The 14,710-nt window shown below is 70.4% G+C and carries 13 protein-coding genes and 1 pseudogene; 9 read left to right on the top strand and 5 right to left on the bottom strand.

All coding sequences use genetic code 11. From position 1 onward, the window contains the following. Positions 1–294: 294 nt before the first annotated feature. Positions 295–975: pseudogene (locus tag AB7U46_RS12830) on the bottom strand (calcium-binding protein); the annotation flags it as partial. Between the two features lie 241 nt (positions 976–1,216). Here AB7U46_RS12830 and AB7U46_RS12825 point away from each other — a divergent pair. The 6 genes from AB7U46_RS12825 to AB7U46_RS12800 all read left to right on the top strand — a co-directional run bounded on the left by AB7U46_RS12825 (position 1,217) and on the right by AB7U46_RS12800 (position 5,762). After that, positions 1,217–1,681 carry an Rrf2 family transcriptional regulator gene (locus tag AB7U46_RS12825; protein WP_428337370.1) on the top strand — a complete coding sequence of 155 codons (465 nt, stop codon included), beginning with the start codon at positions 1,217–1,219 and terminating at the stop codon, positions 1,679–1,681. Positions 1,682–1,979: 298 nt separating this feature from the next. Then, positions 1,980–2,168: a hypothetical protein gene (locus AB7U46_RS12820; protein WP_428337369.1), complete on the top strand. Its 189-nt coding sequence runs from the start codon at positions 1,980–1,982 to the stop codon at positions 2,166–2,168. Positions 2,169–2,193: 25 nt separating this feature from the next. Further along, positions 2,194–3,312, top strand: a complete 1,119-nt coding sequence (locus AB7U46_RS12815) for a sulfate ABC transporter substrate-binding protein (RefSeq protein ID WP_428337368.1) — start codon at positions 2,194–2,196, stop codon at positions 3,310–3,312. Between the two features lie 7 nt (positions 3,313–3,319). Beyond that, on the top strand, positions 3,320–4,171 hold the full coding sequence (gene cysT / locus AB7U46_RS12810) for a sulfate ABC transporter permease subunit CysT (protein ID WP_428337367.1): 852 nt from the start codon (positions 3,320–3,322) through the stop codon (positions 4,169–4,171). Then, positions 4,164–5,033: a sulfate ABC transporter permease subunit CysW gene (gene cysW / locus AB7U46_RS12805; RefSeq protein ID WP_428337366.1), complete on the top strand. Its 870-nt coding sequence runs from the start codon at positions 4,164–4,166 to the stop codon at positions 5,031–5,033. Before cysT ends, cysW begins: the two co-directional genes overlap by 8 nt. Positions 5,034–5,042: 9 nt before the next feature. Further along, entirely contained in the window at positions 5,043–5,762 is a 720-nt protein-coding gene (locus tag AB7U46_RS12800) for a sulfate/molybdate ABC transporter ATP-binding protein (RefSeq protein WP_428337365.1), read from the top strand. Positions 5,763–5,765: 3 nt separating this feature from the next. Here the strand turns inward: AB7U46_RS12800 and AB7U46_RS12795 are convergent, their stop codons facing one another. Beyond that, positions 5,766–7,625 carry an FUSC family protein gene (locus tag AB7U46_RS12795; RefSeq protein WP_428337364.1) on the bottom strand — a complete coding sequence of 620 codons (1,860 nt, stop codon included), beginning with the start codon at positions 7,623–7,625 and terminating at the stop codon, positions 5,766–5,768. Beyond that, positions 7,622–8,089: a MarR family winged helix-turn-helix transcriptional regulator gene (locus AB7U46_RS12790; protein WP_428337363.1), complete on the bottom strand. Its 468-nt coding sequence runs from the start codon at positions 8,087–8,089 to the stop codon at positions 7,622–7,624. The genes AB7U46_RS12795 and AB7U46_RS12790 overlap by 4 nt, the downstream gene beginning before the upstream one ends. A gap of 111 nt (positions 8,090–8,200) precedes the next feature. On the opposite strand from AB7U46_RS12790, the gene AB7U46_RS12785 reads away from it, so the two are divergent. The 3 genes from AB7U46_RS12785 to AB7U46_RS12775 are packed head-to-tail and all read left to right on the top strand — an operon-like array spanning position 8,201 to position 11,959. Further along, positions 8,201–9,334, top strand: a complete 1,134-nt coding sequence (locus tag AB7U46_RS12785; RefSeq protein WP_428337362.1) for an ABC transporter ATP-binding protein — start codon at positions 8,201–8,203, stop codon at positions 9,332–9,334. Beyond that, positions 9,331–10,281, top strand: coding sequence for an ABC transporter substrate-binding protein (locus tag AB7U46_RS12780; protein WP_428337361.1), 951 nt, complete (start codon positions 9,331–9,333; stop codon positions 10,279–10,281). The genes AB7U46_RS12785 and AB7U46_RS12780 overlap by 4 nt, the downstream gene beginning before the upstream one ends. 1 nt (position 10,282) lies before the next feature. Next, positions 10,283–11,959: an ABC transporter permease gene (locus tag AB7U46_RS12775; RefSeq protein ID WP_428337360.1), complete on the top strand. Its 1,677-nt coding sequence runs from the start codon at positions 10,283–10,285 to the stop codon at positions 11,957–11,959. An 8-nt stretch (positions 11,960–11,967) separates the two neighbouring features. Here AB7U46_RS12775 and AB7U46_RS12770 read toward each other — a convergent pair whose 3' ends face one another. Both AB7U46_RS12770 and AB7U46_RS12765 read right to left on the bottom strand, forming a co-directional pair. Beyond that, positions 11,968–13,698 (bottom strand): ABC transporter permease, encoded by a 1,731-nt coding sequence (locus AB7U46_RS12770; RefSeq protein ID WP_428337359.1) that lies wholly within the window; start codon positions 13,696–13,698, stop codon positions 11,968–11,970. A gap of 1 nt (position 13,699) precedes the next feature. Continuing rightward, on the bottom strand, positions 13,700–14,680 hold the full coding sequence (locus AB7U46_RS12765; RefSeq protein WP_428337358.1) for an ABC transporter substrate-binding protein: 981 nt from the start codon (positions 14,678–14,680) through the stop codon (positions 13,700–13,702). Positions 14,681–14,710 lie beyond the last annotated feature (30 nt).

Here is a 14,710-nt window from a genome sequence, read left to right as displayed (position 1 = left end):
CGCGGAGCTGCAAGTCCGCATCGCTGTGCTGAATGGCTACACCGGGCTTGGCATACCCGTCACAGTGGCCGTAGGATAAGTCCGTCCGGGGAAAGGGGAACTCCGCTCAGAACCTGATTTATGCAACAAGGCCGCATTGCCCCGCCCGATCAATGCCCCGCCGGTCAGGCCAAGGCCCTCGACATTCGCGCCGAGCGTATAGTTGACCGAGGCACTCACCGCATCCCAGGAGCTGTCGTCCGCACGCTCGATGACCACGTCGCCGACATTGTCGACCTCGTATCTATCGTAGCCATCCCCACCGATCATCGTGTCCGCCCCAGCCCCGCCGACGAGCGAGTCGTTGCCATCGCTCCCCACCAGGCGATCCGCACCGGGCCCTCCGTCGAGCAGATCGGCGTCACTTCCCGCCCCGCCATTGAGCCGATCGTTGCCGACGCCGCCAAAGATCGCGTCACGCCCATATCCGCCGTCGATCACGTCATTGCCGGCACCGGCTTCGATCCGGTCATCCCCATCGCCCGAACGCACGGTGTCGTCCCCGCCACCCGCCTGAATGAAGACCGTGTCCCAGAGGGAAGTCGCGTCGAGCAGATTGCTCTGTTCATTGCCACCGAGCCATTCGACATCCGCATTGATGATCAGGCTTTCGACGTTCTCCGGCAGCGTAAAATGAATGAAGTCCGTGTTGAGATAGATCCGGTCGAACCCGTTTCCGGCCTCCTCGACGACATCGACGACGGCGGAGCCATTGATATATTCGAAATAGTAGGTATCATTCCCCGGCCCGCCGTAAAGCACGTCATTGCCCGCCGAAAGGTAGAGGATGTCGTTGCCCGCCCCGCCATAGAGGCGATCGTTGCCCGAACTGCCCTCGAGCGTGTCGGCCCCGCCACGACCGAACAGGATCAGGTTTTCCGAAGTGTAACGGTAAAGATAATCTGCACCGGCAGTGTCGTTGATGCGAATCGACATCGGTCTACTCCATTTGATAAAATGCCCGAAGAGCCTACGAGGAGGCCGGCCCCGATCAAGCGCGGTGTGCGGTTTTGCTTGCGCCCACGCGGCGTCACGCGCGGCTCTGCCCAGATCCCGGGCAGATGTCGGAGCACCTGCCTCTCGGCCCTCCTCCCCATCGCCCCCGCCGCGGCGCGAAAACTTGACCCGGTCGGTCGGGTTTCTTGTCGCATCGCGGGCGCCCTGCTATGACGGGGCGATGATCACGCAGAAGATGAAATATGCGCTCAAGGCGCTGATGGTGCTCGGCGACGAGAAGCTCGGCAGCGGCCAGGCGCTCCGGATCGAGGAGATCGCGCGCCGCTCGGGGGCGCCGAAGCGTTTCCTCGAACACATCCTGCTCGATGTGCGCAACGCCGGGATCATCGCCTCGACCCGCGGCCGCGCCGGCGGCTACACGCTGATCAAGGAGCCCGCGCAGGTCTCGATCTCCGAATTGCTGCGGCTGATTGACGGGCCGATCGCGCCGCTGCCCTGCCTCTCGCGCAAGGCCTATCAGCGCTGCGAGGACTGCACCGACGAGGCGACCTGCCGGATCCGGCGCACCTTCGCCGAGGTGTTCTGGTCCTATCTCGTGCTGATCGATTCGCTCACCCTCGCCGATATGCTCAAGGGCGGGCCGGGCGGCGAAATGACACAGCTGCTCGACCCGCCGCAGAGCTGATCCCTCCAACTACCTGAAAACCAAAGACAATCCGCGGGATCGCAGCGCCCGGCAGAGCTTTTCGGCGCGCAATACCATAATCCCGATGAACTTTGCCGTGATTTTTTGCTTGCTTAATACGAGTAAGTCTGTCGTGATTAGCGTGTTGAAACGAAGACCCCAAGGAGATGCCCATGAGCCTGACCGCCCCCCGCGCCGCCGCAGCCCTCCTTCGGGCGCCGTGCCGCCCCGCCCCGTTCAGCGCCGCGCCCCGCCATCAGGGCAGCATGCGTCCCGTCCGCTTTCAGGGAGCCCTCTGATGCACAGCCCGCTCTTCGCCGTCTCGCTGATCGACGCCCGCACCGGGCGCCCGCATCGCATCGGCGGCACGCCGCTCACCCTTTTCACCCGCGCCCCCGAGGCCGCCGCGCAGGAGATGCTGCGCAACCGCGACCCGCGGCTCTGGCGCGTCGAGACCCGCGCCTGCCCCGGCGCCGCGCTGTTCTGACCCATTTTCCGCACAGGAGACCGACATGCTCACCACCATCCGCCTCAGCCGTCACATCAGCGCCCAGGGCCTGAAGACGAAGGAACACGCCGACGGCCGCGTCACCGTCACCGACGGCGCCCGCAGCCTCACCGGCTGGCCGATCGCCCGCATCACCCGCGGCGCGCTCACCGCGATCGGCCTTGCGCTCGTCGCGCTCGCCGCCGCCCCCGCGCCGCTGCGCGCCGAGACGCTGCTCAATGTCAGCTACGACCCCACGCGCGAGCTTTATCGCGATTTCAACACCGCCTTTGCCGCCTATTGGCAGGCCGAGGGCCATCCCGCGCCCACGATCGAGACGAGCCACGGCGGTTCGGGCAGTCAGGCGCGCGCGGTGATCGAGGGGCTCGACGCGCAGGTCGTCACCCTCGCGCTCGCCTCCGACATCGACAAGGTCGCGAAGGCCGGCAAGCTGCCCGCCGACTGGCAGGCGCGTCTGCCGCACAATTCGGCGCCCTATACCTCGACGATCGTCTTCCTCGTGCGCGAGGGCAATCCGAAGGGGATCCACGACTGGGGCGATCTGGTGAAGGACGGCGTCGAGGTCATCACGCCGAACCCGAAGACCTCGGGCGGGGCGCGCTGGAACTATCTCGCGGCCTGGGCCTGGGCGGAAAAGAACGGCCGCGATCCGAAGGCCTTCGAGCATGAGCTTTTCGCCCATGTGCCGGTGCTCGACAGCGGCGCGCGCGGCGCCACCACCACCTTCGCCAACCGCGGCATCGGCGACGTGCTGCTCGCCTGGGAGAACGAGGCCTATCTTGCGCTCGCCGAGCTTGGCGACGACCAGTTCGACATCGTCGTGCCCTCGGTGAGCATCCTCGCCGAACCGCCGGTCGCGCTGGTCGAGGGCAATATCCACTCCGAGGATCAGCGCGCGCTGGCCGAGGGCTATCTGAATTACCTCTATTCGCCCGAGGGCCAGGCGATCGCCTTCAAGCATTACTACCGCGCCTGGGACAGCTCGAAAGCCGATCCCGCCGATGTCGCCCGTTTCCCGAAGCTCGACCTGGTGACGATCGCCGATTTCGGCGGCTGGGCGAAGGTGCAGCCCGAGCAGTTCGGCGATGGCGGCATCTTCGACCAGATCTACGAGGCGAAGTGAGGCCGTGATGCGTGCATTTTCCCTGCGCGGCCCGCTGATCCGGCCCTCCCCGATGCCGGGGCGGGCGCTCTCCTTCGGCATCACCTTCGCGATGCTGGGGCTGATCGTGCTCCTGCCGCTCGGCGCGCTTCTCGCCCGCGGCCTCGGCTTTGGCCTTGGCAACGTCTGGGAGGTGATCGATCGCCCCCGGGTCTGGGCGGCGCTGGCGCTCTCCTTCCGCCTCGCGTTCTTCGCCGCGGCCTTCAACCTCGTCTTCGGCACGCTGCTCGCCTGGGTGCTGGCGCGCTACGACTTCCCCGGCCGGAAGATCCTCGACGCCGCGGTCGATCTGCCCTTCGCGCTGCCGACCGCGGTCGCAGGCATCGCGCTCACCACGCTTTACGCACCGAACGGCACCTTTGGCGCGCTGGCGAAGGAGATCGGCCTGAAGATCGCCTATACCCAATGGGGCATCTTCATCGCGCTGGTCTTCGTCGGGCTGCCCTTCGTCACCCGCGCGGTGCAGCCGGTGATCGCCGAGATCGAGCCCGAGGTCGAGGAGGCCTCGGCCACGCTCGGCGCCGGGCGGATGCGCACCCTCGCGCGGGTGATCGCGCCAATGCTGATGCCCGCCGCGCTTACCGGTTTCGCGCTCTCGCTCGCGCGGGCGGTCGGTGAATACGGCTCGGTGATCTTCATCGCCGGCAATATCCCGATGAAGACGGAAATCGCCCCGCTTCTGATCGTGATCCAGCTCGAGCAGTTCGATTACGACGCCGCCGCCGCGATCGGGCTCGCGATGCTCGCGATCAGCTTCGCGATGCTCTTCGCGCTGAACCTGATCCAGATCTGGAGCCGCCGGAGGATTGGCCATGTCTGAACTCACCTCCCCCCGTCCCGCCTTCCGCGCCGCGACCGAGGAGGCCCCCGCGCTGCGCGCCCTGCTGATCGTGCTCACCGCGGCGCTGCTCGCGCTCCTCGTCGGCGCGCCGCTCGCGGTGGTCTTCGGCGAGGCGCTGCGCGACGGGCTGCCCGCGGCGCTTGCGAGCCTCGGCACCCATGACGCGCGCGCCGCGATCCGGCTCACGCTGACGATCGCCGCGATCTCGGTGCCGCTCAACGCGGTCTTCGGCCTCGCCGCCGCCTGGGCGGTGACGAAGTTCGACTTCCCCGGCAAGGCGCTCTTGGTGACGCTGATCGACCTGCCCTTCTCGGTCTCGCCGGTGGTCGCGGGGCTTTGCATCGTGCTCACCTTCGGGGCGAATTCCGCGCTCGGCGGCTGGCTCGTCGCCGCGGGGCATCCGGTCGTCTTCGCGCTGCCGGGGATCGTGATCGCGACGCTGTTCGTCACCTTCCCCTTCGTCGCGCGCGAGCTCATCCCGGTGATGGTCGAGCAGGGCCGCGCCGAGGAGGAGGCCGCGCTCACGCTCGGCGCCTCGGGCTGGCGGGTGCTCTGGACGGTGACGCTGCCGAATGTGCGCTGGGCGCTGCTTTACGGGGTGCTCCTTTCGAACGCCCGCGCGATGGGCGAGTTCGGCGCCGTCGCCGTGGTCTCGGGCAAGATCCGCGGCCAGACCGCAACGATGCCGATCACCATCGAGATGCTCTACAACGAATATCTTTCGGTCGCGGCCTTCTCGCTCGCCGCGCTGCTCAGCCTCCTCGCGCTCGTCACGCTCCTGCTGAAAACCGTGCTCGAACGGCATCACGCCGATCAGCTGTCCCGCAACCGCCGTCACTGAGGATCCGCCATGCATATCGAGATCGACGCCATCGCCAAGAATTTCGGAGCCACCGCCGCGCTGCATCCGGTCACGCTCGCGATCCCCTCGGGGGCGCTCGTCGCGCTGCTCGGCCCCTCCGGCTCGGGCAAGACGACGCTTCTGCGCATCCTCGGCGGGCTCGAATTCCCGGAATCGGGGCGGGTGCTCTTCGACGGGCAGGACGCGACGGGCATGAGCGTGCAGGAGCGCCGCGCCGGCTTCGTCTTTCAGAGCTACGCGCTCTTTCGCCACATGACGGTGTTCGAGAACATCGCCTACGGGCTGCGCGCGCGGCCCCGCGCCGCCCGCCCGCCCGAAGCCGAGATCGCGCGCCGGGTGAACCGGCTGCTCGATCTGATCCAGCTCCCCGAGATCGGCCCGCGCTATCCCACCCAGCTTTCGGGCGGCCAGCGCCAGCGCGTCGCGCTCGCCCGCGCGCTCGCGATCGAGCCGCGGATGCTGCTTCTCGACGAACCCTTCGGCGCGCTCGACGCCAAGGTCCGCAAGGAGCTGCGCCACTCGCTGCGCCACATCCACGACGAGACCGGGCTCACCACTGTCTTCGTCACCCATGACCAGGACGAGGCGATGGAACTCGCCGATCTGGTGGTGGTGATGTCGATGGGCCGGATCGAGCAGGTCGGCCGGCCGCAGGACATCCGCGCGCGCCCCGCGACCCCCTTCGTGCGCGAGTTCCTCACCGCCTGAGGCTCAGCCCGGCAACTGCGCCAGCGCCGCGCGCGCGGAGGCCATCAGCCGCGCATCATCCCCGCCGAGCCGCGCGACGAGCCGGTCGAAGGCGCGCGCGGCAGGCTCGGGCGGTGCGGCGCGCAGCTGCGCGAGCCGCGCGAGCACCAGCTCCGCCGCCCGCCGCACCGGCGCCGGGGTCGCCGGATCGGCCTGCAGCTCCTGCGCGCGCATCGCCGCATGGGCGAGCGTCAGCGCCGAAAGCGCCGCCTCCGCCCCGCGCGCCTCGGCCCGGGCAAGCCGCTCCGAGCTGCGCACGAGCCGCAGCGCCCGGTGATAGAGCCGCGCCTGCCAGACCGCGCGATGCGCGAGCGCCTCGGGGCTGCGCGCGATATCGGCGAGATCCTGGCGCATCATCGCGACGAGATGCCCCTGCCGGCGCTGCAGGCTGATCGGATAGACCAGCCGGTAGCCCACCCAGGCGGCCACCGGCCCGGCCAGCACCGCAAGCCCGGAGGCGAGCGAGCCGGCGAAACTGCCGGTCAGCGGCAGATGCGGCGGCGACATCAGGAGCAGGATCATGTTGTAATCGAAGGCCGCGATCACCGTGCGCCGATGCCCGATCAGGAGCGGCCCGAGCAGGATGAAGGGCACCAGCATCCCGATCTGTTCGAGCGGGCTTGCGGCGAAGGGCCAGACCAGCCAGCGGCAGGCAAGCGCGCCGATCACCCCCATGAGCTGCCCGGTGAAGACATGGCGCATCATGCCGACCGGGTTCTCGAAGGTCGAGAAAAGCGAGATCATCACCGAAAGGCCAAGCAGCATATAGGCCCCCGCGCTCCAGCCGGTGAGCTGCCAGATCGCGCCGAACAGCGCCATCGCGCCGCCCGCGCGCAGCCCCGCCTCGCGCGCGCCGATCCAGTCGCGGTGCAGCACGGTGAGCGGCCTGTTCCAGCCCAGCGGCCGCGCCGGAGCGGCGGGCGCCGCACCGCCGTCCTCCGCCCAGGCGCCAAGCGCCGCGGCAAGTTCGGCGCAGACCCGCGCGAGCGTCGCATCCTGCGGGTGGGCGCCCGCCAGCGCTTCCCGCGCCGTGGCAAGATCGTCGCGCGCGAGCGCCGCGCCCGCCGCCTGCAACGCCCGGCTCGCCGCCGGATCGCGGACCGCGACGCCGCTTTCCTCGGCGCGCAGGATCAGCGGCACCACGGCGAGCAGCACCGCCCGGCTCGCACGCAGCTCGCGCCGCGAGCGCAGCGAGCCCGCGCCATGCGGATCGAGCTCCTCCTCGATCGCCGCCAGCCGCGAGAGCAGCGCCCGCCCGTCCTGCGGCGCGCTCAGGCAATCGGCGACGAGCTGGCGCAGCCGCCGACGCAGCCCGGCGCCGTCCATCCGCTGCGCGAAAGCATAGCCCGCGAGCGTGGCGACGATCACGCCGGTGAGCACGGTGGCCAGCCGATCGGCGCCCAGCGCAAAGACATGATCGGGGTGCGCAGTGTCGAGCAGCGCCACCATCGAGGCGGAATATCCCGCCAGAACAGTGCCATAGGCAACAAAGCCGCGTTGCAGATTGCCGATCCAGGTGCAGGCCGCAATCCAGAGCGCGAGGCCGATCACCAGAATCGCGGGGTGGATCTCGAGGCCGAGCACCAGCAGCACGCCGACGATCGTGCCGCTCACCGTGCCGGCAAAACGGAAAAAGCTCTTCTCGATCAGCTGGCCGCGCGTCGGCTGCGAGGCGGCCCAGACCGACATCCCCGCCCATTGCGGATGTTCGAGCCCGAGCGCCCAGGCGACGAACAGCGCCACCACGCAGGCGAGCGCGGTGCGAAAGGCGAAACGCATCCGCGGCAGGTCGAAGCCGCGGGCGGTGAACCATGTGGCGATCATCGCGCCCCCTCTCCGGCGGCGAGCGCCGCACCCACCCGCGCCTCGATCCGCCCGAGCGCATCGAAAAGCCCGGCCAGCGCCCCATCGTCGAGATCCGCGAGCAATTCCGCCTCGATCCGGTCGAGCGCGGCGCGCACCCGCGCCACCTCCTCGCGCCCCGCCGGGCACAGCACCAGCCGCTTCGCGCGGCGATCCTGCGCATCGACCTCGCGCGCGACGAAACCGCGCGCCTCGAGCAGGTCGATCAGCCGCACCAGGCTCGAACCGTCGAGCCCGAGCCGATGCGCGAGCTCGGTCTGGCTGATGCCATCCCCGCCCTCGGCAAGCTGGATCAGCGGCGACCAGGTCGCATCGGTGAGCCCGGCGCCCGCCAGCGCGCCCTCGACCGCCCGCCGCCACTGCCGCGCGAGGGTCACGAAATAGCGCCCGAACCGGGCGCGCTCAGGATCGAGATGAGTCGTCATCGAAACCGTGTATTGGCAAATAATTTGCATTGCAAACTATTTGCAGACCCCATCAAACCCCATGACGCGGGCGTCACCCAACTGTCACCTCGCTGACCTAAGCAGGCGGGGATGTTGATTCGCCCCCTCTCCGCCCCGGCCGCTGCCGGCGAGGCGCCGCTTGACGCCGCCGCCCCCGCGCTCGATCTGCGCGGCGTCGCGCTTGGCTTTGGCGGCACGCCAGTGCTCGAGGGCATCGACCTCGCGCTCGAGCCCGGGCGGGTGCTGGCGCTGCTCGGCCCCTCGGGCTGCGGCAAGACCACGCTCTTGCGCCTCGTCGCCGGGCTGATCGCCCCCGACCGCGGCACCATCGCGATCGCCGGGCGCACCGTCGCCGAGGCCGCGAAGGCGCTGCCGCCCGAGGCGCGCGGGCTCGGCATGGTGTTCCAGGATTACGCGCTCTGGCCGCATCTGAGCGTCGCCGGCAATGTCGCCTTCCCGCTCGAGATGCGCGGCATCGCCCGCGCCGAGCGCGAGGCGCGCGCGCAGGCGGCACTCGCCCGGGTCGGCCTTGGCGCGCTTGGCGCTCGCCGCCCGGCCGAGCTTTCGGGCGGCCAGCAGCAGCGCGTCGCCATCGCCCGCGCGATCGTCGCCGAGCCGCGGCTCGTGCTTTTCGACGAGCCGCTCTCCAACCTCGACCGCGCGCTGCGCGAAAGCATGATCGAGGAGATCGCCGCCCTCGTGGCCGAGCTTGGCCTCACCGCGCTCTACGTCACCCATGACCATGCCGAGGCCTTCTCGCTCGCCGATCGCGTCGCAGTGATGCGCGCAGGCCGGATCGTGCAATGCGCCCCGCCCGAGACGCTCGTCGCCGCGCCCGCCGATGCCGGCGTCGCGCGGTTCCTGCGCCTCGGCGCGGTGCTGCCGGTGACCCGCGAGGCCGACGGCTGGCACCTCGCCGGCGGCGCCCGCATCGCCTCCGCCGAGGCCGCCCCGGCGGAGCTTTCCGGTGCCGCGGCCGAGGTGCTGATCCCGCCCGCGGCGCTCACCCTCGCGCCGCCCGGCACCGCCGATCTCGACGCGCGCATCCGCCGCAGCCTGTTTCGCGGCGACGGCCATCTCGCCACGCTCGAGCTTTCCGGCGGGCACGAGATCCAGCTCCTGCTGCCACAGCGCCCGACCCCGGGCGAAACCCTCGGGCTGCGGCTCATCCCCGGCGCGCTGCGCTGGTTCCCCCCTTCCCCCACAGAGAGGACTTCCCGATGAAAACCCTGCTTCTCGCTTCGGTGGCGCTGGCCACCGGTCTTGCCGCCTCCGCCGCCTCGGCCGATATCACCGTCTATACCGCGGGCCCCGCGAAGCTGATCGAAAACCTCGCCGCCGGCTTCACCGCGAAGACCGGCGCCAAGGTCGACGTGTTCCAGGCCACCACCGGCAAGGTGATGGCGCGGCTGCAGGCCGAGGCCGCGAACCCGGTCGCCGATGTGGTGATCTCCGCCTCCTGGGATACCGCGACGACGATGGCGAAGGACGGGATGCTGCTGCCCTACAGCTCGCCGAACGCCGCCACCGTGCCCGATTTCCTGAAGACCGACACCGCCGTCGCGCAGGGCATTTCCGCGCTCGCCATCGCCTGGAACCCGAAAAGCGGCACGCCGAAGCCCGCCGACTGGGCCGATCTCGCGAAACCCGAATACAAGGATCTCGTGACGCTGCCCGACCCGGCGCAGTCGGGCTCGATGTTCGAACTCGTCGCGGCGCTCGATGCCGCGAAGGGCGAGGCGATGTTCACCGATCTCGCCGCCGACGGCGCGATCGTCGCGGGCGCCAATGCCGATGCGCTGAACCCGGTGCTGCAGGGCGCGAAGGCCGCGGTCTTCGGCGCGGTCGATTACATCTCGCTCGCCGCCGCGGCAAAGGGCGAGACGATCGAGGTGATCTTCCCCGCCTCCGGCACCGTGGTCGCGCCGCGCCCGGCGATGATCCTGAAATCGACGCAGCACGCCGACGAAGCGAAGCAGTTCATCGACTACATGCTCTCCGACGAGGGTCAGGCGATGGTGGCGGCGACCTATCTGATGCCGGCGCGCACCGATGTCGCGGCGAAGCGGCCGCGGATCGACGAGCTGGTTCTGCTGCCCTTCGACAGTGCCAAGGCCTATGGCGCGCGCAAGGAAACCCTTGCCGGTTTCGCCGCCGCCTTCGCGAAGTGACATGAAACCGAGGGGCAGCGCGGCGCAGGGCGCCCTGACCGGCCTTGCGGCGGCGGCGCTGACGGTGATCGTCGCGCTGCCCTTCCTCTTCATCCTGCTGCAGGCGGTGTTTCCGCGCATCGGCGCCGGATCGCTCGCCGAGCCCTTCTCGGCGCTGATCGGCGCGCTTGGCGCCGGTTCGCTACCGCGCGACACCGCCAATACGCTGCTGCTCGGGGTGAGCACCGTCACCGTCACCGCCCTGCTCGCAGTGCCGCTTGCCGCGCTGCGTGCGCTTTACCGGCTGCCGGGCGCGGCGCTCTGGGACATCCTCTTCCTCGTTCCCTTCATGATCCCGCCCTATATCGCGACGCTCGGCTGGGTGATGACCGGCCAGCCGCGCGGCTATCTCGAGCAGCTCACCGGCCAGAATATCGCCGGGCTACTGTTCTCGGTGCCGGGGATCGTGCTGATCCTCGCGCTGCATTGCTTTCCGGTGGTCTATTTCACCCTCTCGCGCAGCTTCGCCGCGATCGGCAGCCGCTACGCCGATGTCAGCCGCGTCTTCGGCGCGGGGCCGGCGCGCGCCTTCTGGCGGGTGACGCTGCCGCTTGCGCTGCCCGCGCTCGCCGCAAGCCTGCTCCTCGTCTTCGCGATGGCGATCGAGGAATACGGCACCCCCGCGGTGCTGGGCACGCGGATCGGGTTTCGCGTGCTCGTCACCGGGATCGACGCGGCGATCGGCGACTGGCCGGTCGATCTGCCGGGCGCCTCGACGCTCGCCCTTGTGCTCGTCGCGCTTGCCACCGCGGCCTTTCTCGCGCAGCGCCGGCTGCTGGCGAGGGGCGGCTTCGAGACCACCGGCGCCCGCCCCGCCGGCACCGCGCGCCGCCCGCTGGGCCGCGCGAAGATCCCGGCGCTGATCGGCTTTGGCCTCATGGCCTTCCTCTCGACCGGGGTGCCGCTGGCCGCGGTGCTCGCCACCGCGCTCTCGCGCACCGTCTCGGGCGGGCTGACGCCCTCGAACATGGGGCTGCAGAATTTCACCGCCGTCTTCGAGGCGGGATCGGCCGCGCGCGGCGCGCTGCTCACCAGCCTCGGGCTCGGCCTCGTCGCGGCGCTGCTCACCGGCGCGCTCGGCGCCTTCGCGGCCTTCGTCGCCACCCGCAGCCGCGGCCGCGGGCGCGGTTACGTCGAGATCGTCGCCACCCTGCCCAATGCCGCGCCCGGCGTCGTCGTCGCGCTCGGACTGATCCTGATGTGGAACCAGCCCTGGCTGCCGGTGACGCCCTATAACACGCTCTCGATCCTGGTGCTCGCCTATGTGCTGCTGCTCCTGCCGCAGCCGGTGCGCGCGACCACCGCGGCGCTGCAGCAGATCGCCCCCTCGCTCGACGCCGCCGCGCGGGTCTGCGGCGCCTCCGAACTGACCGTGGCGCGGCGCGTGCTGCTTCCGCTCGTCGCGCCGCAGCTCCTCGTCGCGATGCTGCTCGTCTTCGTCGTCGCCGCGCGCGAACTCGTCGCCTCGCTGCTGATCCTGCCGGTCGGGCGGCAGACGATCGCCACCTTCATCTGGCGCCAGTTCGATCAGGGCTCGGTGGGCGTGGGGATGGCGATGGCCTTCGTCACCATCTGCCTCACCACGCTTTTGCCGCTCGCCCTGCTCGTCGCGGCGCGGCGCACCGAAAGCCTCGGGTAGACCCCGGTTCAGGGCGCGCGCCAGGGCAGCGTGCCCGCCGGCAGCCCCCGCCCGAGCCGGTCGAGAAGCGCCACGAGCGCGCCGACAAGCGCGAGCACCAGCACCGAAAGCGCGGCGGCACCGGTCGAATTGCCCTCGTATTGCATCGAAAAGATCATCACGCCGACGGTCTCATGCCCCGCCGACCAGAGCAGCGCGGAGACGGTGAGCTCGTTGATCGCGGTCATGAAGATCAGAAGCGCCCCGGCCACCGCCGCGGGCAGGAGCGGCGGCGCACCGATCAGCACGAGCCGGCGCCAGAGCCCCGCCCCCGCGATCCGCGCCGCCTCGTCGAGCGCCGGATCGGTCGCGGCGATCGCCGCCTCGACCGGGCGCAGCACGATCGGCAGGAAGCGCCCGAGATAGGCCAGCAGCAGGATCGCCGCGGTGCCGTAAAGCGAAAGGCCAAGCCCCGGCAGCGGCCGCAGCCAGGCGAGGATCATCGCAAGGCCCAGCACGGTTCCGGGCACGGTGAAGCCCGCATCGGCCAGCCAGCCAAGCCCGCGCGCAAGCCGCAGCCGCGCCGTGCCGGCAAGCCAGCCGAGCACGATCGCGACCGCGGCGCTGATCGCCCCCGCCGCCGCGGCGAGGGTGAAGGAATTGACGAAGGCGCGGCGCAGCGCCGGGCTGGCGAGCGCATCGCGGAAATTGACGAGCGTGACGGTCTCGGGCGAGAGCGTGACGCCCAGCGCCGGCACGAGCGCGGTGCCAAGGAGCGCGAGCATCGGCGCGACGGCGAGCGCGAACAGGCTGAGCCAGAGCGCGATCAGCACCGGCAGGCGTCCGCGCCCGGGATCGAAGCCGCGCAGCCCCGGCCCTGCGGCCAGCGGCACCGCGCCGCGGCGTTGCAGGATCTGGCGCAGCGCGAGCGCCGCCAGCGCGAGCACGACAAGCACCAGCGCCATCGCCGCGACGGCGCCGATCACCGAGGGGCCGAAACCGTTCAGCCGCTGATAGATCAGCGTCGTGAGCATCGGGAACCGCCCGGGGATGCCAAGCAGCGCCGGCACGCCGAAATTGCCCACCGCCGCGGCAAAGGCGAGCAGCGCACCCGCCCCCGCCGCGGGCAGGGTGAGCGGCAGGATCACCCGCGCGAGGATCCGCGCGCGCCCCGCCCCGGCGATGCGGGCGGCCTCGACCAGATCGGCGGGCAGCGCGGCCAGCGCGGAGCGCAGCGCGACGAAGACGAGCGGCATATGCTCGATCCCCATCAGCCAGGCGACGCCCGCGCCGGAGTAAAGCGGATTGCGGCTGCCCGGTGCCGGCGCGAGGCCGAGGGGGCCGAGCACGGGCGAGCTCGCCCCCATCAGCTCGATCCAGCCAAGCGCCATGATCTGCGCCGGGATCAGCACCGGGGAGAGCGCGAGAAAGCTCGCAAGCACCCGCCCGGGCAGCCGCAGGAGCCCGGTGACGAGCGCAAGCGCGGTGCCGAGCAGAAGCGAGATCCCCACCGAGCCCGCCGATGCCCAGACGGTATTCGCGAGCGCGCGGCGAAAGGCCGGGCTCGCCACCGTCTCGCGCAGAAGGCCGAGGGCCGCGCCGTCCTCGCCCGCCCCGAGCGCGGTGACGAAAAGCCGGGCGAGCGGCCAGAGGCTGGTGAGCGCGAAATAGGCCAGAAGCAGCAGCGCAAGCGCCGGCGCACCGAGCGCGCGAAGGCGGCCGAGGTGTCCCCCGGCCGCCGCCCTCTCGATCATCGCCATCTCAGCCGCCGAAGAGATCGGCGAATTTTTCCTTGTTCGCCTTGTCCTCGGCGCGCAGCTTCGCGGCGTCGAGCGGCAGGATCTTCAGGCTTTCGAGCGCCGGATAGCCTGCGGGCGGCGCCACACCCTCGACCACCGGGAAATAGCCCTGGGTCACCGATTGCTCCTGCGCCGCGCGCGAAAGCTGCCAGGCGACGAAGGCCTTCGCGGCCTCGGGGTTGGCGGTGCCCTTCACGATCGCCACCGGCTGGGTGATCGCGCTCACCCCCTCGGCGGGCCAGACGAAGCCCACGGGCGAGCCCTTCGCCTGCGCGTTCATCGCCATATATTCGATGATGATGCCATAGGCCTTCTCGCCGCGCGCCACCGCCTCGATCACCGTGCCATTGCCCTGGCCGGCGACTGCGCCGTTTTTCGCGAGATCCTCGTAATAGCCCCAGCCATAGCCCGGCTGCTGCACCATCGTGCCGACATGGATCACCGCCGCGCCGGAATAAAGCGGGCTCGGCATGATCAGCTGGCGGGCCACTTCGGGGGCGCGCAGATCGTCCCAGCCCTGCGGCGGGGTCTTCACCAGATCGGTGTTGTAGACGATGCCGGTGGTGATCAGCTTGGTGCCGAAGAAGGTCTTGTCGGGGTCGATCAGCGCCTCGGGGATGCCCGCGGTCGGCGCCTCGGGCCAGGCCATCAGCCGGCCGTCGTCCTTGAGCTGGGTCATCGCCACCGCATCGGCGATCAGCAGCACGTCGGCCGGGGTGGCGCCGGCGGCGAATTCCGCCTGCAGCTTGGTCATCAGCTCGGTGGTGCCGGTGCGGAACACCTCGACCTTCACCTCGGGATAGTCCTTGTTGAAGGCCTCGACCACCTTCGCCATCTGCTCCTGCGGCTGCGAGGTATAGACGGTGAGCGCGCCCGAGGGGGCGGCGAGCGCGGGGCCCGCCAGCGCGAGAAGCGCGACGGCGGCGCTGCGGAGAATGTTCATGTCCGGCTCCTGTTCTGCGGATTGCGCGGC

Origin of the sequence: Paenirhodobacter sp., from assembly GCF_050177655.1 — a bacterium.
GTDB lineage: Bacteria > Pseudomonadota > Alphaproteobacteria > Rhodobacterales > Rhodobacteraceae > Rhodobacter.
This window is presented reverse-complemented; position numbering and strand designations above follow the sequence as displayed.